Source organism: Citrobacter sp. Cpo069 (assembly GCF_030332785.1).
GTDB classification, from domain to species: domain Bacteria; phylum Pseudomonadota; class Gammaproteobacteria; order Enterobacterales; family Enterobacteriaceae; genus Citrobacter; species Citrobacter portucalensis.
This window is the reverse complement of the sequence record NZ_JAOWHD010000059.1, coordinates 208365-226753: the sequence shown is the minus strand read 5'-3', so window position 1 is coordinate 226753 and position 18389 is coordinate 208365. Positions and strand designations below refer to the sequence as shown.

General features: G+C 51.7%; 18 protein-coding genes. 11 read left to right on the top strand and 7 right to left on the bottom strand.

Annotation, left to right across the window (positions count from 1 at the left end):
• Positions 1-41 precede the first annotated feature (41 nt).
• The 5 genes from OGY08_RS17080 to ydhT all read left to right on the top strand — a co-directional run bounded on the left by OGY08_RS17080 (position 42) and on the right by ydhT (position 5151).
• Complete coding sequence (locus tag OGY08_RS17080; RefSeq protein ID WP_125363195.1) at positions 42-2144, top strand: aldehyde ferredoxin oxidoreductase; 2103 nt, start codon at positions 42-44, stop codon at positions 2142-2144.
• Between the two features lie 10 nt (positions 2145-2154).
• Complete coding sequence (locus tag OGY08_RS17075; protein ID WP_125363174.1) at positions 2155-2820, top strand: YdhW family putative oxidoreductase system protein; 666 nt, start codon at positions 2155-2157, stop codon at positions 2818-2820.
• Between the two features lie 64 nt (positions 2821-2884).
• Positions 2885-3553: a 4Fe-4S dicluster domain-containing protein gene (locus tag OGY08_RS17070; protein WP_020996435.1), complete on the top strand. Its 669-nt coding sequence runs from the start codon at positions 2885-2887 to the stop codon at positions 3551-3553.
• Entirely contained in the window at positions 3550-4335 is a 786-nt protein-coding gene (phsC, locus tag OGY08_RS17065; RefSeq protein ID WP_125363175.1) for a thiosulfate reductase cytochrome B subunit, read from the top strand. Before OGY08_RS17070 ends, phsC begins: the two co-directional genes overlap by 4 nt.
• Before the next feature lie 3 nt (positions 4336-4338).
• A complete protein-coding gene (gene ydhT, locus OGY08_RS17060) occupies positions 4339-5151 on the top strand; it encodes a protein YdhT (RefSeq protein WP_125363176.1) in 813 nt (270 codons plus the stop codon).
• Positions 5152-5160: 9 nt separating this feature from the next.
• Here ydhT and OGY08_RS17055 read toward each other — a convergent pair whose 3' ends face one another.
• Genes OGY08_RS17055 through OGY08_RS17040 form a run of 4 tightly spaced genes read right to left on the bottom strand, consistent with a single transcriptional unit; the run spans position 5161 to position 8266 of the window.
• The gene (locus tag OGY08_RS17055; RefSeq protein WP_003832686.1) at positions 5161-5838 is read right to left on the bottom strand and encodes an amino acid ABC transporter permease; all 678 of its coding nucleotides are present in this window, start codon (positions 5836-5838) and stop codon (positions 5161-5163) included.
• Positions 5828-6613 carry an amino acid ABC transporter permease gene (locus tag OGY08_RS17050; RefSeq protein WP_125363177.1) on the bottom strand — a complete coding sequence of 262 codons (786 nt, stop codon included), beginning with the start codon at positions 6611-6613 and terminating at the stop codon, positions 5828-5830. The genes OGY08_RS17055 and OGY08_RS17050 overlap by 11 nt, the downstream gene beginning before the upstream one ends.
• Positions 6613-7431: an amino acid ABC transporter ATP-binding protein gene (locus OGY08_RS17045; protein ID WP_125363178.1), complete on the bottom strand. Its 819-nt coding sequence runs from the start codon at positions 7429-7431 to the stop codon at positions 6613-6615. The genes OGY08_RS17050 and OGY08_RS17045 overlap by 1 nt, the downstream gene beginning before the upstream one ends.
• Before the next feature lies 1 nt (position 7432).
• Positions 7433-8266, bottom strand: a complete 834-nt coding sequence (locus OGY08_RS17040; RefSeq protein WP_020996433.1) for an ABC transporter substrate-binding protein — start codon at positions 8264-8266, stop codon at positions 7433-7435.
• A gap of 305 nt (positions 8267-8571) precedes the next feature.
• Between OGY08_RS17040 and OGY08_RS17035 the strand changes: the two genes are divergently transcribed.
• The gene (locus OGY08_RS17035; RefSeq protein WP_125363179.1) at positions 8572-9465 is read left to right on the top strand and encodes a LysR family transcriptional regulator; all 894 of its coding nucleotides are present in this window, start codon (positions 8572-8574) and stop codon (positions 9463-9465) included.
• Between the two features lie 52 nt (positions 9466-9517).
• Here OGY08_RS17035 and OGY08_RS17030 read toward each other — a convergent pair whose 3' ends face one another.
• Positions 9518-9658, bottom strand: coding sequence for a hypothetical protein (locus OGY08_RS17030; protein WP_003832695.1), 141 nt, complete (start codon positions 9656-9658; stop codon positions 9518-9520).
• Positions 9659-9990: 332 nt separating this feature from the next.
• On the opposite strand from OGY08_RS17030, the gene OGY08_RS17025 reads away from it, so the two are divergent.
• Positions 9991-11472, top strand: a complete 1482-nt coding sequence (locus OGY08_RS17025; RefSeq protein ID WP_125363180.1) for an APC family permease — start codon at positions 9991-9993, stop codon at positions 11470-11472.
• 21 nt (positions 11473-11493) lie between these two features.
• On the opposite strand, the gene OGY08_RS17020 is transcribed toward OGY08_RS17025, so the two are convergent.
• Positions 11494-12192, bottom strand: coding sequence for a cache domain-containing protein (locus tag OGY08_RS17020; protein ID WP_103014626.1), 699 nt, complete (start codon positions 12190-12192; stop codon positions 11494-11496).
• Between the two features lie 24 nt (positions 12193-12216).
• Positions 12217-12942 carry a FadR/GntR family transcriptional regulator gene (locus OGY08_RS17015; protein ID WP_008784630.1) on the bottom strand — a complete coding sequence of 242 codons (726 nt, stop codon included), beginning with the start codon at positions 12940-12942 and terminating at the stop codon, positions 12217-12219.
• Between the two features lie 315 nt (positions 12943-13257).
• Between OGY08_RS17015 and OGY08_RS17010 the strand changes: the two genes are divergently transcribed.
• From OGY08_RS17010 to OGY08_RS16995, 4 genes are all read left to right on the top strand, one after another.
• On the top strand, positions 13258-14685 hold the full coding sequence (locus tag OGY08_RS17010; RefSeq protein ID WP_100272542.1) for a gamma-aminobutyraldehyde dehydrogenase: 1428 nt from the start codon (positions 13258-13260) through the stop codon (positions 14683-14685).
• Positions 14686-14696: 11 nt separating this feature from the next.
• The gene (locus tag OGY08_RS17005; RefSeq protein WP_125363181.1) at positions 14697-15170 is read left to right on the top strand and encodes an ester cyclase; all 474 of its coding nucleotides are present in this window, start codon (positions 14697-14699) and stop codon (positions 15168-15170) included.
• An 88-nt stretch (positions 15171-15258) separates the two neighbouring features.
• Positions 15259-17151, top strand: a complete 1893-nt coding sequence (locus OGY08_RS17000; RefSeq protein ID WP_286566156.1) for an NAD(P)-binding protein — start codon at positions 15259-15261, stop codon at positions 17149-17151.
• Between the two features lie 3 nt (positions 17152-17154).
• Positions 17155-18363 carry a cytochrome c gene (locus OGY08_RS16995; protein ID WP_286566154.1) on the top strand — a complete coding sequence of 403 codons (1209 nt, stop codon included), beginning with the start codon at positions 17155-17157 and terminating at the stop codon, positions 18361-18363.
• Positions 18364-18389: the final 26 nt, after the last annotated feature.

Sequence of the window (18389 nt, the reverse complement as noted above, 5' to 3'; positions counted from 1 at the left end):
GGCGGGTATATCTATTAAACCTTCTTGCAAAGGAAAACATGATGGCTAATGGTTGGACAGGTAATATTTTACGGGTCAATCTCACCACGGGTAATATCACCCTTGAAGATTCCAGTAAATTTAAAAAATTTGTCGGTGGGATGGGCTTTGGTTATAAAATTATGTACGACGAAGTCCCGCCAGGCACCATGCCTTTTGATGAAGGGAATAAGCTAGTTTTTGCCACCGGACCATTAACGGGGTCTGGCGCTCCCTGTAGCTCCCGCGTCAATATCACCTCCTTATCGACGTTTACCAAAGGTAACTTAGTCGTAGATGCCCATATGGGCGGTTTCTTTGCTGCACAAATGAAATTCGCCGGTTACGACGCCATTATTATTGAAGGCAAGTCCGTATCACCGGTCTGGATCAACATCAAAGACGATAAAGTCAGCATCGAAAAAGCCGATTTCTTGTGGGGCAAGGGGACTCGCGCCACAACCGAAGAGATTTGCCGGATTACCAGCCCTGAAACCTGCGTTGCCGCTATTGGGCAGGCGGGTGAGAATCTGGTGCCGCTGTCCTGCATGATCAACAGCCGCAACCACAGCGGAGGCGCCGGTACAGGTGCGGTGATGGGTTCGAAAAACCTGAAAGCCATTGCGGTAGAAGGGACTAAAAGCGTCAACATTGCCGATCGTAAAGAGATGAAGCGGCTCAATGACTACATGATGACCGAGCTTATCGGCGCCAACAACAACCACGTTGTGCCAAGCACCCCGCAGGCCTGGGCAGAATACTCTTCGCCAAACTCGCGCTGGACAGCCCGTAAGGGACTTTTCTGGGGCGCGGCAGAAGGGGGGCCAATCGAAACCGGTGAAATCCCGCCGGGCAACCAAAATACAGTGGGTTTCCGTACCTATAAATCGGTGTTCGATCTGGGTCCAGCCGCAGAAAAATACACGGTCAAAATGAGCGGCTGCCATTCATGCCCTATTCGTTGTATGTCGCAGCTCAATGTCCCGCGGGTGAAGGATTTTGGCGTGCCGAGTACCGGCGGCAACACCTGCGTGGCGAACTTTGTTCACACCACCATTTTCCCCAATGGCCCGAAAGATTTTGACGATAAAGACGATGGGCGAGTCGTAGGGAACCTGATCGGACTGAACCTGTTTGACGATTACGGTATCTGGTGTAACTACGGCCAGCTGCACCGTGACTTTACCTACTGTTATTCGAAAGGCGTCTTTAAACGCGTGCTGCCAGCCGAAGAGTACGCGGAGATCCGTTGGGATCAACTGGAGGCGGGCGATCCTAACTTTATCAAAGATTTTTACTATCGACTGGCGCATCGCGTGGGGGAACTCAGTCATCTTGCGGACGGTTCGTATGCCATTGCTGAACGCTGGGATTTGGGCGAAGAGTACTGGGGTTATGCCAAAAATAAACTGTGGTCGCCGTTTGGTTTTCCGGTCCATCATGCAAACGAAGCCTCAGCGCAGGTGGGGGCGATCACCAACTGTATGTTTAACCGTGACTGTATGGCGCACACCCATATCAACTTCATCGGTTCCGGTTTGCCGCTGAAATTACAGCGCGAAGTGGCGGGCGAGTTATTTGGGTCGCAGGACGCCTACGACGAGACCAAAAACTATACCCCAATCAATGCCGCCAAGATCAAATATGCCAAATGGACGCTGCTGAAAGTCTGCCTGCATAACGCGGTTACGCTGTGTAACTGGGTTTGGCCGATGACGGTTTCACCACTCAAGAGCCGCAACTATCGCGGAGATTTGGATCTGGAAGCGAAATTCTTCCAGGCTGTCACCGGTGATGAAACCACGCAGGCGAGTCTGGACCTGGCCGCTGAACGCATCTTTACCCTGCATCGTGCCTATACGGTCAAACTGATGCAAACCAAAGATATGCGTAATGAACACGATCTCATCTGCTCCTGGGTGTTTGATAAAGATCCGAAAATTCCGGTCTTCACCGAAGGCACCGACAAGATGGACAGGGAGGATATGCGCCAGTCACTGACGATGTTCTATCAGGAAATGGGCTGGGATCCCGAGTTGGGTTGCCCAACGCGCGAAACCCTGAACCGACTAGGGCTTGAAGACGTGGCAGCCGATTTGGCTGCGCAGGATCTGTTGCCAGCGTAAGGAACGCGAGATGACTAACGTGAGCAACGTTCAGGCACCCGTTGGGGCGCTTCCTGACGAGGTTGATAGCCAAAAGAGACACTGGTTACAGGCGTTTCACCCGCCGGTCGAGCGGGTGACTGCGCCGCAGGTTCAGGAAGTCGCCAGCCCGGAGTCGATTGTGGCAGATTTTATCCGCCAGCATTCGGCATCGGGGCACCTGGTGGCGCGCAGCGTGTTTCTGCAGCCACCTTATTCGGTCCCTGAAGCCGATCTCTCCGCGCTGCTGGATGTGCTGTGCCAGGACGCGAATAACGCGGATATCACCCGTGTGCAGGGTGCGGAAGATGTCTATTTCTACTCAACGCAAACCATGACGGCAAACTACGCCGGCATGTGCGTGCAGGTGGTGGAAAACGACATCTGCCGTGCGATTGCCGAGGCGGTACGCTTCGACTGTCAAACGTATCCTCGCCCCTATAAGGTCGCCATGTTGACGCAACCGCCGTACAGCTTTGAGTCTCAGCAGATTTCAGCGGCGCTAACGGCCATGGAAACGCACCCTGATTACGCAGATATACGTACTGTGGAATCGTCAAATGCGGAGCCTTATTTGTTCAGCGAACGTTTTATGAGTTATGGCAAAGCGTACGGCCTGTGTGAATGGCTTGAGGTTGAGCAGTATCAGAACCCCTGAATTCTTCAGGTTGATGTCATGGAATGTGTGGACGACCACTGTCACAGCATTAGAGGATAACCCGATGTCCTTCACCCGACGAAAATTTGTCATTGGCATGGGGACGGTGATTTTTTTTACCGGCCCAGGTCAAAATCTGTTAGCGAGTACCAGGAGCCCTAAAGCCGTTCGTTACGTCATGATTCACGACGAATCACTGTGTAACGGATGCAATATTTGCGCTCGTGCATGCCGGAAAACCAACCATGTACCTGACCAGGGCAGCCGTTTGTCGATAGCGCATATTCCGGTAACCGATAACGACAACGAAACGCTGTATCACTACTTCCGTCAGTCCTGCCAGCATTGTGATGATGCACCTTGTATTGAGGTGTGTCCGACCGGTGCCTCCTGGCGAGATGAGAACGGTATTGTGCGAGTAGATACGTCTTGCTGTATTGGTTGCAGTTACTGTATTGGCGCGTGTCCTTATCAGGTGCGCTATCTCAACCCGCAAACCAAAGTGGCGGATAAATGCGACTTCTGCGCTGAATCTCGGCTAGCGAAAGGTTTCCCTCCGATCTGTGTTAACGCTTGCCCGGAACATGCGCTGATTTTCGGTCGTGAAGATAGCCCGGAAATTCAGACCTGGTTGCGAGAAAACAAGTATTACGAATATCAACTTGCAGGCGCCGGGAAGCCCCATCTGTATCGTCGGTTCGGTCAACATTTGATTAAAAAGGAAAATGTATGAACGCGTCGCAGAATGCCGAACAGTTTCACGCCCAGCTTGCACAGTATGTTCCCCTGTTTTCACCGGACTACTGGCCTGTGTGGTTAGTCGTTGCCGGGTTAATGCTGGTGGGAATGTGGCTGGTGCTGGCGCTTCACGCCATGCTGCGCTTTCGGGCGGCGCATAAAGCGTCGGCAGGGCACGGCGAGAAGGTCTATTTATATTCGAAGGCTGTCCGCCTGTGGCACTGGTCGAATGCACTGTTATTTCTGTTGCTTCTTGTCAGTGGCCTGGTCAATCACTTCTCTGCCGTTAGCGCACCGGTAATGAAAAGCCTGCTTACCGTTCATGAGGTCTGCGGCTTTTTGCTACTTGCCTGCTGGATTGGTTTTGTGCTGATCAACCTGATTGGCGGCAACGGACATCACTATATTATTCAACGTCAGGGCTGGATCGCTCGTGTGCAAAGACAAACTCGTTTTTACCTGTTTGGCATTATGCAGGGCGAGTCACACCCATTTCCGGCCTTACCTCGCTCTAAATTTAATCCGTTACAGCAGGCGGCCTATGTTGGCGTGATGTATGGTTTGTTGCCACTGCTACTGATCACTGGATTGTTATCGCTTTACCCGGTAGCTGTCGGCGATCTGTTCCCCGGTGTACGTTACTGGCTGCTTCAGGCGCACTTTGCGCTGGCAATAGTCAGTCTGTTTTTCATTTTTGGGCATCTTTATCTCTGCACTACGGGGCGCACGCCGGGCGAAACCTTTAAGTGTATGGTGGATGGCTACCACCGGCATTAAGCGATGATGATTACGCGAAGTGACTTACGGGCCTGGCGTGTTGGGCCCGTCATGTACCGCTGGTTTCTACGTGCGTTTCCCGCAGGAGGAAGCTATGCCGATGTTCATCGTGCGCTCCAGCGGGAAGGGTATACCGATTGGGCAAATAGCCTGGTGGAATACGGCTGGTCAAAATGGCGGGAAGAGGCGAGTTTTGCTCAGCAGGATATTGACGCAATGGGGAATATTTCCTGTGAGCAAGCCGCGGGGGAAACTAGTCGTCCGTTGGCGAGTGCGGAAGATTATGCCCGATTTAGCAGTGCGTGTGACAACGTTAAAATTGCCAGCGCCGGGTATGCTGCACAGATCGCCTGTGCCGGTTACAGCGCACGGATTGGCTGTGTAGGCTATAACACGCATATCGGCAGTTCAGGCGATCGCGGGCGAATAGCGATTGCGGGAAACTCGGCGCGTATCAGCAGTGTGGGCGACGGAACGCGTATCGCCAGTACCGGCATGCGCGTACGTATCAGTTCGCTCGGCGACCGAAATCGGATTGCCAGTAGCGGTGATTTAACCCAACTGGCCTGTTTTGGCGCAGAGGCGAAAATCGCTAACTGCGCGGACAATATCCACATTATTGCCAGCGGAGAGAACGCCGTTGTTGCCAGTACCGGTGCTGTCGACTCGATAATTCTTGGTCCCGGCGGATGTGCGGCGCTGGCTTATCACGATGGCGAAAGAATGCGTTTTGCGCTTGCCGTTGAAGGGGAAAATAACATTCGGGCGGGCGTGAAATATCGGCTCAACGAAGACCATCAGTTCGTGGAATGTTGAGCCGAGAGGTCATTTTAGTGCGAATCGGCGCTGGGTGATTTTTTCAAGGCTAAAGCACAGTAGGTAATAAACCAGCCCGGTAAAGATAAAAATGGCTGCGGGGTAAATTTGCACCCGGCTGTTAACCTGACCGGCAACCGTCGTGAGTTCCGGCACGTTAACGATAAACGCAAGTGACGTGTCCTTCAGTAGCCCAATAAAAATCCCTGTCAGCGACGGCAGTACGTTACGCAGCACCTGCGGCAGCAAGATAAGCCACAGGGCCTGATCCGGGCGAAAACCCTGAACAACTGCCGCTTCATACTGCCCGCCAGGCAGTGCGCTAATTCCAGCATACACCGAGTGCATCACCGAGGCGGCGGTGAACCATGCCAGCGCCAGCGTCACGGTAACGGCACCGGGCAGATCGCTTCCGGTCAGCATGGGTAGCAAATACCACATCCAGAAAATCACAAAGATGAGCGGAATGCCGCGAATAAATTCCGCCCAGATAAACAATCCGTTGCGAACCGCGCCCGGAAATCGCCAGGCACAACAGGCAAGAACGATCCCGCCAGGCAGCGCCAGCAATGCCGCACCGATAGCCATCAGCAAAGTGAGCAGGACGCCACCGGGTTGCCCCTCAGCTACACGTCCCCACAGGAGATAGTCAAGATTGTCGGTAATGACCGAAACATTAGCGATCATGCAGTATGCTCCTGACGCTGAAGATGCGCATTCTTATCTTTGACGATTTACCCGACGCAGACTGCGGGCCAAGACGGGTAAGCAGCATACCCAGAACGATGCCGGTAAACAGATAGAGTGCAGTGCCAACGGCAAAGGCTTCCAGCGCGTGCGCGTTGTAGCTCTCAATTTGCCGTACCTGGTAGGTGAGCTCAGCAAATCCAATACCGCTGGCAAGCGAGGAAAGCTTCATCAGGTTGAGATATTGCCCAACAATCGGTTGCCAGGCGTTTGCCAGCCCCTGAGGCAGCAGAATGTGACGAAATATCGCCCAGGATGAAAACCCCTGCGTCACGGCAGCCTCGCGTTGTCCGGCAGAAACAGCCTGTAAACCCGAAGCGATCTCTTCAACCAAAAATGCTGAGGTAAATACCCCCAACCCCCATGCTGAACAGATAAATTCCGGCGTTAACCACCAGACATCACCCGGCAAAATTGACCATGGATGATCGGCATTGATAAAGCTAATGACGTTACGGGGTAGCCAGTTCCAGGCGGCAAAATACCAGAACATCAGTTGCACCAGTAAAGGCGTGTTGCGAAACACCGAGACCCACACCCCGACCATCGCTTTAGCGAGACGATTGCCCGTCAGGCGCAGGCCGAGCAGTGAGATGGCAATGAGCGTGGCGAGCACGATACCTGCCAGCGTCACCCAGAGCGTGGTGAGAAAACCGGAAATTATCCATTGCAGGGGTTGCCCGCTCAGCACTCCCTGCCAGTCCATTGCATGCATTATGACGATGACTCCTGGTGTAACGGGTCGAGCACTTTTTTCAGGAAACGCTGGGTTCTCGGGTGCTGTGGTCGGACGAAAAAATCCTCCGGCGCGGCCACTTCCAGAATATCGCCACCATCGATGAAAACCACCCGATCGGCAATTTCGCGGGCAAAATGCATTTCGTGGGTCACGACGATCATGGTGATACCGCTGTGGGCCAAATATTTCATTACCTGTAATACCTCGCCGATCATTTCCGGATCCAGCGCGGAAGTGGGCTCATCAAACAGAATAATTTGTGGCGACGAGGCCAGTGCGCGGGCGATGGCCACGCGCTGCTGCTGCCCACCGGACAACTGCGCGGCATAGGCGTTGGCTTTTTCCGCCAGTCCCACTTTTTCCAGCAACTCAAGTGCCCGACGATCCGCTTCCGTCTTGTTCCAGCCGTGAACATATTCCAACGCCAGTGCGATGTTCTGCAGCGCAGTCAGGTGCGAATAGAGATTGAATTGCTGAAATACGAAACCGATACGGCTACGTAGCTGGCGTAACGCCGCCCCGCGCAACTGGCCAATCGGTTTACCATCAATGAAGATTTCGCCACCGCTGAGCGACTCAAGCTGGTTGATAAGACGAATAAGAGTGGACTTTCCTGAGCCGGAAGGCCCCAGAATAGTCACCACTTCACCGGGTTCAACCGCCAGGCTAACGCCGTTAAGGACGGTGTGAGCGTCATACTGTTTAATCACATTGCGTAGTTCGACGCTCGCCTGGCGCAAATGGGTAAAATCCGCAGCCGAAGCTGCGGATCGAGGAAAAAGGGCTGAGAGCATATTACTTGGCTTCTATTTTAAAGGCGCGGGCTTGCGGATTTTTGGTTTCAGGACCAAACCAGACATCATAAATTTTGGCTGCCTGCCCGGTAGATTCCAGCTTCAAAAGTTCATCGTTGACGGCTTTTAACAACGCTGGCTCACCTTTTTTCACCCCCACGCCGATCTCTTCTTTGCTCAGCAGGTCCGGCAGAATTTTGAAATCAGCTTTATCCGGCGCAGCGCCTAATAACCCGGCCAGAATCGTACTGTCCTGGGTAATGGCCTGAACATTGCCGTTGCGTAGCGCGGTTAACGCCAGCGGGATATCGTCGTAGGCCAACACGCGCGACTGCGGGAAGCGTTGATGCAGTGCCTGTTCACCAGTAGTGCCTTTTACCGCGCCGATGCGTGCTTTGCTGTATTCATCGAGCTTATCCGGAGATTTTGCTGGCACAAGGAACTGCTGGCCGGTAACAAAATAAGGGACGGAGAAATCTATTACCTGTGCCCGTTCAGGTGTAATCGTGATATCCGCGACGATTAAATCAGCTTTACCAGATTGTAATAATGGAATGCGGTTTGCCGGATTGGTCGCTACCAGTTCCAGTTTTACACCAAGGGATTTGGCCAGCGCTTCGGCAAAATCAACGTCGTAGCCGACAATCTTATGGGTTTTGGCATCGACGGAGCCAAACGGAGGATTCGCGTCAAATGTCGCGACTTTTACGACGCCTGCGGCTTTGATATCGGCCAGTTGGTCAGCCTGAACCTGCGAGACGGTAAGTCCTGAGGCCAGCAGCACGCCCAATGCCAGCAGTGTTTTTTTAGCGCGGTTAGTTTTAGTTGCCATCATTGTATGAAATCCCTGTAGTTTTTGGTTTGTGCTTTTTACGCTCCCATAACTTACGGTTGGGACAAAATAAGAAAAAATTCTTATCTATATACAAAATGTTATTAGTGAAGGATGTGTTAATAGCGGGTGAAAATAATGCATGAGTGAAAGGTAAAATCGTGCATAAGCCTGGTAATAATTCGCATTTTGTTTTTGTGTGAGAGCACGCTTGAATAAGATTGAGCTGTGCTAATGTCCAGAAATGCTACTGGAATACCCTCCGGACCTGTACCATATATCACAACAGGTCTGGAGTGGGGATAAGCATGCTGCGTGATAATTTTAACGATCTCTATTATCTCATTATCGTTGCCCGCGAGCGTAGTTTTACCCGGGCAGCGGCAAAACTTGGGGTTTCGCAATCCGCGCTAAGCCATGCGATTCGTGGGCTTGAAGAGCGGCTGGATGTACGGCTTCTGACCCGCACCACGCGCAGCGTTGCGCCGACCGACGCCGGAGAACGGCTTATCAACAGTATCAGCCCGCGTTTTGATGACATTGAAACAGAGCTGCTGGCATTAACCGATGTCCGTCAGCGCGTGGCCGGTAACATCCGCCTGACGCTGGGCGAACATGCATTGCAATCTACCGTCTGGCCCGCGCTGGAGCCATTTTTGCAGGCTTACCCTGATGTTAATGTGGAAATGACCATCGACAATAGTCTGACGGATATTGTGACTGGCCGTTATGACGCGGGTATTCGGCTCGGTGAGCAGGTGGCAAAAGACATGGTCGCCGTCAGAATTGGCCCGGACTGGCGTATGGTAGTGGTGGGGGCACCGGCGTATTTTGCTCGTCATGGCAAACCGAAAACCCCTCACGACCTGCAAAATCATAGCTGTATTAACATGCGCATGCCGACGTTGGGCGGATTATACGCCTGGGAGTTTGCTAAAGACGGGCAAGATTTGCGCGTACGGGTGGAAGGGCAGCTTATTTTTAACAATCTACCCCCGCGAATTAGCGCAGCGATGGCGGGAATGGGGCTGGCTTTTGTGCCGGAAGACACCGTCGAGCAGGCTGTTGCAGAGGGGGCATTGGAAAAAGTGTTGGAGGACTGGTGCGAACCTTTCCCTGGCTATTATTTGTACTATCCCAGCCGAAAACAACATACCGCCGCCTTTGCGCAACTGATTGAGGCCTTACGGTATACGGGCTGAAGTGGGTGGGGTTAACAGGCGATAAAAAACCGGCATTGCGCCGGTTTGGAAATCAGATTTTGCAGGCGTCGCCGCAGTCATTATCAGCAATAATTTCCTGCGCTTTCTTGTCTGCATCTTCCAGACGTTCAGCGTTACGCTCTTGCGCTTCTTCCAGTCCATCAAAGACCAGATTATCGAGATCAATTTCCATCATTCACCTGCTCAGGTTCAGCGTTTAACATCACGTTATTATATTGCAAAAATGTTGCTTAACAGCAGCGATTCTTGCTACTTAGCATCGAACGCAATCCGCTGTGCGTATTTATCCGCCAAAATAGCCTATGGTTCGCAATTGCTAAAGAATCATTGGTTGTAAATACCGCAAAATCCTCGCTCTCTCTACCGTTTTATCTCCACTTTTTCATTAACGTGATGCGCGATCATTTTTAACAAATCTGCGACAAAATCACTATACATATAACTTAATATCTTTTATACATTAATTGTTCAACCCTGCGACTATTCCACAAAAGAGAAAGCAATATGGAACAGATACCTGATAAGAAAAATGATAATTTTCAAAAAGATGGCAAAGAACAGTTCAATCGCTCGATCGGTCTTATTTCAAACTTTGCGTTGGGTTTTACCTACCTGTCGCCGCTTACTGCCGTCTATTCGCTGTTTGCACTGGCCGTAACGCTGGCGGGGCCGCCCGCAGTATGGTGGATTTTAATCGTCGCATGTGGGCAACTTTTGGTGGCATTGGTGTTTGGTGAGGTCGCTTCCCAGTATCCGATAACCGGCGGGCTTTACCCCTGGGCCAGAAGGTTGTGGGGCAAGAAGTATGCGTGGATCGCCGCCTGGATCTACCTGTGGGCGCTGGTGGTCACCATTACGTCGATCGCGGAATATACATCAACGTTTGTTGAATCACTCTTCCACTATGGTCAGACGCCGGCCACGATGTTGGTGACTTCCGTCCTGCTGCTGCTGTTGATGATGGCCGTTAATATGTCCGGGACTAAAAATCTGGCCCGGGTGGCAAAAATTGGCTTCTGGTGTGAAATTGTCAGCGTGATCGCGCTGGGGATTTATCTGCTGATTTTCCACCGTTCACAGCCGTTCTCTGTGATTTTTGACTCGATGGGCGTGCTGGCTCATGACGGCAGCTACTCCACCGCATTTATGTCTGCTGCGCTGATGGGACTGTTTATGTTCTTTGGCTTTGAGGCCTGCGGTAACGTTGCGGAAGAGGTGCAGAATCCGAGTAAAAAGATCCCGGTGGCGATGATTTTAAGCATCGTATTCGGCGCGATTTCCGCCATTATTTCTGTTATGGGTTATTTGCTGGCTTCACCGAATCTGGTCAGTATCGTGAATGGCAAAACGTCCGATCCGATCCCGGCAATCCTTAATGAAGCTCTGGGCGAAACTGGCGCGACTGTCTTTATTGTCGTCGCAATTATCGCTATGTTGTCGTGCATTTTGTCTCTGCAGGCTGCGTTAAGCCGTCTTATCTTTTCTTTCTCCCGCGACAGAATGCTGCCGGGAAGTGAATGGATGGCCAAAATCTCTAAAAATGGTGTTCCGGATAATGCCATGGTCGTCAGTTGCCTGCTGCCAGTGATCATCTGCGTTTGGGTTTATTTCCAGCCAGATAACCTGTCGCGTATCACCGCGTTTGCTGTTATCGGGATTTACATCTCGTTCCAGATGGTTGTGCTGGCCGCGCTGCGTCAGCGTCTGAAAGGCTGGAAACCGGCGGGGGAGTGGACCATTGGCGGTTGGGGCGTAATCGTGAATGTGCTGGCGTTAGCTTACGGATTGTGCGGGATCTGGTTACTGGCGCAACCGGCAGACAGCAGCGACTTCATCGACCGTTGGACGGTCCTGTTCGGCCTGGCGATTGTTGTTGGCTCGGGGCTTATTTATATGTTCCTGACCCGTCCGTTTGGTCGTTCAGCGGCGCCGGAAAACGACGCCATTGCCTACGCCAATAAGCTCAATATGGGGCAGGATAACTAAAAACTAAGGGCCTTCGGGCCCTTAGTTTTGATAGTGATAAAGGATAAAGTAGTCGCTCCGATACACCACGGTACTGTTTGCAGGTGATAGCAATTCACCCACGCGAAAACGTGGCCAACTGGAGAAAATGATCCTGTTTTCCAGATTAGTCAGAATCACATAGTCAGGATGGGCACAGGAAAGCAGTTCGGCTTCTATCTGACTGACCAGCAGATCGACCGCGGCAACACCGAGAAACTGGTTGTTGTAGTAGACCGGGACGGCTGACGTTAGGGTATAGGAGATATTGCAAATATAGTCGACGTAGGGGCCGTGGATATAGGCTTTGCCTGCCGGAGGAGAATGCTTAAACCACTCAAAGGTTCTGAAATCCAGTCGTTGTTGCGTGGCCTGATCCAAATCCAGATGCGCCTGGCTTAAACCATTATCTTTCTTATACCACCACTCCAGCAACCAGTACTCTTTTGTGGTTGCGGTGCTCTCAATATGGCTGGCGAATCCTGCCCCTGAGCAGTAATGGTTGTTATTGAGCGTGCGCTTGATGTGCTGTTGAACGGTGGATCTGACTGAGGGGTCGAGAACGACCTCGGCTGAGGCCTTTTGTACCCCTGAAATCGCCTCATGGATGCTCCTCGCCAGCGCAACGGTAGAATCTACGGTAGAAACAGTAATGTCATCAATTTTACGAATTAATGCGCTTAGGGATGTCGAAGAGCTCATTGTCTGTCCTGCCTTCACTGATTGTCAGTTCGAGTTATATTTCAGCTTTTTTTCAATAAGGTAGTAGGTAAACGTGTCGATGATCTGCGTGGCAAACTGTACTGACTCTGCCTCGTTGTGAGCAGCCAGCGCATCGGCCAGCGCCGAATAAAGCGCGATAATTTCTGCATGAATACTGTCTGTGCGATAAAGTATCGCCACCAGCGATGCCCATTCAGCCTGAACCTGCAGCTCCTGATTGGCCAGTCGCGCTGAATGCGAACTGGCGGCAATCGCCAGCAGACAACGCATATCGGCCTGGGTCATCAGCTCAGGTGAGTTTGCCTTTCTGAGCACCTCGACAAACTCGCGAAATTTGGCGATATCCGCACCGGTCATCCGTCGGGAAGCCAGCCTCGCGCTATGGCTAATAATGGCGCAATGCATTTCACCCAGATCAGACAGATAATCCGTACTGATCGCCTTGAACGGATGCAGGGCGCTATTTTTGCCATCAATATTTTCGCAAACGAAACTCCCGCCATTACGACCACGAACCGTATGGATAAGATTATTAGCCCGAAGCGTGTTTAGCGCTTCCCTGATAGTGATATGTGAGACACCCATCATCTTTGCCAAATCAGTTTCGTTGGGGAGCTGTTCTTTTGGCTCCAGCAACCCCGTGATAATGGCATTTGAAAGGCGTTGGACTATCTGGTCTGAACGACTGACCTGCCCGATAGGCGCAAATATGACCGCGTGAGTAATCATAATCTTTTCTGTACTCAATTCCCTGAAACAACGACCATTTTTAACACATGCCCGTCGGGCAAGGAAGGTAAGAATGGCCGAGTTATTTTACATGCCTGGGCGCAACGTCACTGCACAAGCGGATGTGTGTCCCGATAACCTTATGATGAGCTGGGCGTAACGCGTCAGCTGGCAATAAAAAGCCTCATCCTGCAAATGTGAAAACTAAGTTAAAAATGCGAGGCTTATCATAGTGTCAATGTTGCGCATTTGAAAAAATTTTACAATATATATATTACATAAGATTCTTTATGTATTAATTGGCAGGAGACAAACATGAAAACCCTGAAGCATTTTATTAATGGGCACTATGTAGCAGGCAGTAGCGAAGATAGCTTCGAACTGGTGAGTCCGGTTGACGGTGAAACGTACGCAATATCTCCCAACGCTAACGAGGCGGAGGTAGAGCAGGCTTACTCAGCAGCGGAGGCGGCGTTTAGCATCTGGAGAAAATCGACGCCGGCACAGCGGCAAAAGGCGTTATTGCGGCTGGCCGATGAGATTGAACGTAACGTTGAGCGACTGGTAACCGCGCAGAGTCAGGAAACCGGTCAGCTTCGCCATTTTATTGAGAAAGAGGAGATCGCAGCATCTTGCGATGCCATCCGCTTTTTTGCCGGTGCGGCGCGCTGTCTTGAAGGAAAGGCGGCCGGAGAATATTCCTCAGGATTTACTTCAACCATTCGTCGTGAACCGCTGGGTATTGTTGGGCAAGTGACGCCGTGGAACTACCCGTTCATGATGGCGGTGTGGAAGATTGCACCAGCGCTGGCGGCAGGCAACACGGTGGTGTTAAAACCAAGCGACACCACGCCAGTTAGTACGCTGCTGTTGGCTGAACTGGCCGCACCGTTGTTCCCGAGAGGGGCGTTTAACGTTGTGTTGGGCAAAGCCAGCACTGGTTCGCTGGTGGTTTCAAACCCGAAAGCCTCACTGGTCTCGATTACCGGTTCGGTCCGTGCGGGTTTGCAGGTTGCGGCTTCGGCGGCGGCAAATCTGACCCGAGCACACCTGGAATTGGGCGGGAAAGCGCCCGCAATCGTGTTCGCCGATGCGGATATGGACAAGGCGATTGCGACGATTACCACAGCTGGCTTTTTCAATGCCGGGCAGGATTGCACAGCGGCAACGCGGATCCTGGTAGACCAATCTATCTACGCTGAGTTTCTGGAAAAACTGATCCAGAAAACAAAAAGTATCAAATATGGGCCGCCCGAAGATCAAAATGCACTGTACGGCGCATTGAATAGCCGGAATCAGCTGGAGCAGGTGAAAGGCTTTATTGAGCGTTTACCGGCACATGCAAAAATTGAAACCGGTGGGCGCGCAGGATCTGGTCCAGGCTTCTATTTTGAGCCGACGATCGTCTCCGGTTTGCATCAAAATGATGAAGCTATTCAGCATGAAGTATTTGGCCCGGTAATGACTATTCAGTCGTTTTCTACTGACGAAGAGGTACTACACAAAGCGAATGATGTGGAGTATGGTCTTGCCGCCAGCGTCTGGACCAGTAACCATGGTCGCGCCCAACGCTTCAGCATTGACCTCGATTTTGGCACGGTGTGGATTAACAATCACATTCCTCTGTGTGCCGAGATGCCGCACGGCGGGTTCAAAAAATCGGGGTACGGCAAAGATCTCTCATCTTATTCACTCGAGGAATACACTCGGGTGAAACATATCATGTGCGACATTTCTGAATAGAGAGGATTACGATGAAAACATTAAAAATCGTGGTGCTTTCATTAGTGATGTTCTCGGGCTATAGCCTGGCAGAAAGTACATCGCTGAATACCGTAAAAGAGTATATGGCGGCGTGGAATGCGCATGATGCTTCGCGAGCCGCTCAATTTCTTGCTGATGATGCGGTCTATTATGATGCCGCCGCAGGAGAACCGATAAACGGCAGGGAAAAAGCAGAAAAAGAGGTTATCGGCGCTTTTATTAAGGCGGTTCCAGATCTTAGCTGGAAAATGGTTGGAAAACCCGTCTACGACGAAGATACCGTGGCCTTTCGTTGGGAATTTTCAGGCAAAAATAGTGGTGAATGGGCAGGGAGTCCGCCGACAAATAATCCGATCAAATTTGAAGGCGTCAGCTATATTCATGTTAAAGCAGGAAAAATCACCTGGCAGGGTGATTATTATGATTCTAAAAAACTGGATGAAGAGTTAAAGCCAGTGAAGTAGTCGGTTGTACCCCTTTATAAATAAGAAGGGGTATCTCTCTTATTTGTGTCGTATTAAAGGCAGTGTGTAGCAATAAGGAAAAAAGTTAATGGCAATTACCAGACGTGATTTTCTCAACGGCGTCGCGGTGACTATTGCGGCGGGACTTACCCCGCTGGAGTGGGTCAGGGCGGCAGGAAAGGGAAACGCATTTATAGATGGAAATTATTATCCTCCTGCGCTGACGGGGCTGCGGGGTAATCATCCTGGATCGTTTGAAATGGCGCATGCGCTAGGCCGCGAGCATAAACATTTTGATTTAAACGCTCTGTCCGTTGAGGAAGAGTACGATCTGGTGATTGTGGGTGGCGGGATTAGCGGGTTAGCTGCTGGTTGTTTTTGGCGTCAAGTTGCCGGGCAAAATAGCCGGATCCTGATCCTCGATAACCATGACGACTTTGGTGGACACGCCAAACGTAATGAATTTACCAGCCCGGGTAAGAAATTACTCGGTTATGGTGGCAGCGAAGCATTCCAGTCACCTGCGCATAATTTCAGCCCTGAAGTACAAAAGTTGATGGAAACTGTGGGCGTCAGCGTCACGCGGTTAAAAGAGAGTTTTGACGTAAACTTCTACCCCGACTGGCAGCTCAGTCGCGGCGTTTTCTTCGATAAGAAGAATTTTGGCGAAACAAAAATCGTCAGCGGCGATCCGGGCCACGCGGTATCTGATGATATTCCGCCGGACAGGCTCAATGGGCGTAAAATTGAAGACTTTATCAATGATTTTCCGCTAAGTGAGAACGACAGAAAAGCGCTGATCGACCTGCACGTCCGGCCCGGTGATTACCTGCCGGGGATGACGGTCGATGAGAAAATGGAATGGCTGGATACCCACAGCTACAGTGAATTTTTGGCAACAAAAGTTGGTTTGAGCAAAATGGCGCTGCTCTATTTCCAGCAGCGTTCCAACGACTTCTTTGCTATTGGTATTGAAGGTATTTCCTGTAGCGATGCCCGTGCGTGCGCCTTACCCGGCATGGAAGGGATGGGGTTACCGCCGTTGGACGGAGAGTCGCTGGCCGACCTCGAAGAGCCGTATGTTTACCACTTCCCGGACGGTAACGCCGGGTTAGCCCGCCTGTTAGTCAGATATATGCTGCCGGATGCGCTACCGGGCAACACGATGGAAGACTCTGTCCTCGCCAGACTACATTACGAAAAGCTGGATCTGCCGGAAAACGCCACGCGCCTGCGCCTGAACAGCACGGTGATTAATGCGGCCAACGTGCAGGATGGCGTGGCGGTGACCTATCTGCGTGACGGTAAAATGCACCGTGTGCGCGGTAAGAACACCATCATGGCAGGCTATAACATGATGATCCCGTATCTGGTGCCTGAGATGCCGGAACAGCAGCAGGCGGATCTTAAACTGAACGTGAAGGCACCGCTGGTGTACACCAACGTGGTGGTCAAAAACTGGCAGGCGTTCAAACAGCTTAGCGTACATGAGTTTTATTCTCCGGCGGCACCTTATAGCAGGGTTAAGCTCGACTATCCGGTCAGTATTGGTGGGTATCAACATCCGGCCTCCCCGGACGATCCGATGGTCATTCATATGGTCTATGTGCCGACCTATCCGGGCAGTAACCTGTCGGCCAGAGAGCAGTTCCGTCTGGGACGAGCCTATTTGCTGGGGACCACCTTTGCGGCGCATGAGGAGATGATTCGCTCCCAGTTGCAGGAGATGTTTGGCTCAACCGGATTTGATAATCAACGCGATATTTCCGCCATTACGGTTAACCGCTGGGCGCATGGCTATGCGTACTACGCCAACTCGCTGTTCGATGATATGGATAAGATGCCAGAAATTATCGAACGGGCGCGTAAGCCAGTCGGTCGCATTGCCATCGCTAACTCTGATTCTGACTGGAGTGCTTATGCCCACACGGCAATCGATCAGGCATGGCGTGCGGTTAATGAACTCAAGGATATGGGGTGATCTATGCGTAATGTAACCATTCTCGCCGCCTGTTTATTTACCGCTTCGGTTTCCGCTGCTGAATCTAACGGTGAATACATCGCGCGAATTTCAGACTGCGTCGCCTGTCACACAGCTGAAGGTGGTGCGGCGATGGCGGGGGGCAAAAAATTTCCTACTCCGGTGGGGGATATTTATTCGACCAACATTACCCCGGACAAAACGCAGGGTATTGGAAATTATTCTTACGAGGATTTTGAACAAGGCGTACGGCAGGGGATTGCCAAAGATGGTCATCCGCTCTATCCGGCTATGCCTTATCCCTCCTATGCGAAACTTTCTGACGAGGATGTTAAGGCGCTGTATAGCTATTTTATGCATGACGTCACGCCGTCAGCACAGCCCAATAAAGAGAATGCCATTCCGTGGCTACTCTCCGCCCGCTGGCCGCTGCATATCTGGAACTGGCTGTTTACCGACGCGCCAGTGACGGCTGTAGAGGGCGCGAAAACGGATGATAATGCTGCCCTGGTAAAACGGGGTGCTTATCTGGTGGAAGGCCCCGGACACTGCGGTTCATGCCATACCCCGAGAGGCATGGCGATGAACGAAAAAGCGTATACTAATGCTGATGCCGAATACCTGAGCGGCGCGATGATTGACGGCTGGTATGCACCGTCGCTGCGCGGCACCGGTATGTCTGAGCAGGAGTTAAAATCGCTGTTGCTGACCGGTAAAAGCAAGCATGCCGCGGTTTCAGGTTCGATGGCTGAAGTCGTCACGCAGAGTACACAGTATCTGACCGACGAAGATGCCACGGCGATCGCCCAATATCTGTTGAGCCTGAAAAGTGCGAAGCCTGAAACGGTACGTGCTGCGGCGACTACAGCATCCTGGTCGAATTCACCTGAGGCGGGCAAAGTGACCTATAACCGCTACTGTTCAACTTGTCACGGTCTGGAAGGGAAAGGTACGGATGATAACGCGCCTTCTTTAGTTAACAATCCACTGGTGATGGTTGATGACCCGACACCGCTGTTCAGAGTGATTGCCCACGGCGCAGAAACACCGACAACGCGTGGCAGCGTCTCCTTTAAGATGCCTGCCTACGGTGGCTTGTTAAGCGACAACGAAATGCGCGACGTGATCAACTACGTGCGTAAAAGCTGGGGTGAAGGGAATGGCGAAGTAAGCCAGGAAGACCTGGCTGGCGTTAAAAAAGCGTCACATTAAACAGTTTGCCGGAGAAGGTGCTTGCA

Coding starts and splice junctions, on each gene's coding strand:
- OGY08_RS17080 (WP_125363195.1), top strand. CDS start 42: ATGGCTAATGGTTGGACAGGTAATATTTTACGGGTCAATCTCACCACG.
- OGY08_RS17075 (WP_125363174.1), top strand. CDS start 2,155: ATGACTAACGTGAGCAACGTTCAGGCACCCGTTGGGGCGCTTCCTGAC.
- OGY08_RS17070 (WP_020996435.1), top strand. CDS start 2,885: ATGTCCTTCACCCGACGAAAATTTGTCATTGGCATGGGGACGGTGATT.
- phsC (WP_125363175.1), top strand. CDS start 3,550: ATGAACGCGTCGCAGAATGCCGAACAGTTTCACGCCCAGCTTGCACAG.
- ydhT (WP_125363176.1), top strand. CDS start 4,339: ATGATGATTACGCGAAGTGACTTACGGGCCTGGCGTGTTGGGCCCGTC.
- OGY08_RS17055 (WP_003832686.1), bottom strand. CDS start 5,838: ATGATCGCTAATGTTTCGGTCATTACCGACAATCTTGACTATCTCCTG.
- OGY08_RS17050 (WP_125363177.1), bottom strand. CDS start 6,613: ATGCATGCAATGGACTGGCAGGGAGTGCTGAGCGGGCAACCCCTGCAA.
- OGY08_RS17045 (WP_125363178.1), bottom strand. CDS start 7,431: ATGCTCTCAGCCCTTTTTCCTCGATCCGCAGCTTCGGCTGCGGATTTT.
- OGY08_RS17040 (WP_020996433.1), bottom strand. CDS start 8,266: ATGATGGCAACTAAAACTAACCGCGCTAAAAAAACACTGCTGGCATTG.
- OGY08_RS17035 (WP_125363179.1), top strand. CDS start 8,572: ATGCTGCGTGATAATTTTAACGATCTCTATTATCTCATTATCGTTGCC.
- OGY08_RS17030 (WP_003832695.1), bottom strand. CDS start 9,658: ATGGAAATTGATCTCGATAATCTGGTCTTTGATGGACTGGAAGAAGCG.
- OGY08_RS17025 (WP_125363180.1), top strand. CDS start 9,991: ATGGAACAGATACCTGATAAGAAAAATGATAATTTTCAAAAAGATGGC.
- OGY08_RS17020 (WP_103014626.1), bottom strand. CDS start 12,192: ATGAGCTCTTCGACATCCCTAAGCGCATTAATTCGTAAAATTGATGAC.
- OGY08_RS17015 (WP_008784630.1), bottom strand. CDS start 12,942: ATGATTACTCACGCGGTCATATTTGCGCCTATCGGGCAGGTCAGTCGT.
- OGY08_RS17010 (WP_100272542.1), top strand. CDS start 13,258: ATGAAAACCCTGAAGCATTTTATTAATGGGCACTATGTAGCAGGCAGT.
- OGY08_RS17005 (WP_125363181.1), top strand. CDS start 14,697: ATGAAAACATTAAAAATCGTGGTGCTTTCATTAGTGATGTTCTCGGGC.
- OGY08_RS17000 (WP_286566156.1), top strand. CDS start 15,259: ATGGCAATTACCAGACGTGATTTTCTCAACGGCGTCGCGGTGACTATT.
- OGY08_RS16995 (WP_286566154.1), top strand. CDS start 17,155: ATGCGTAATGTAACCATTCTCGCCGCCTGTTTATTTACCGCTTCGGTT.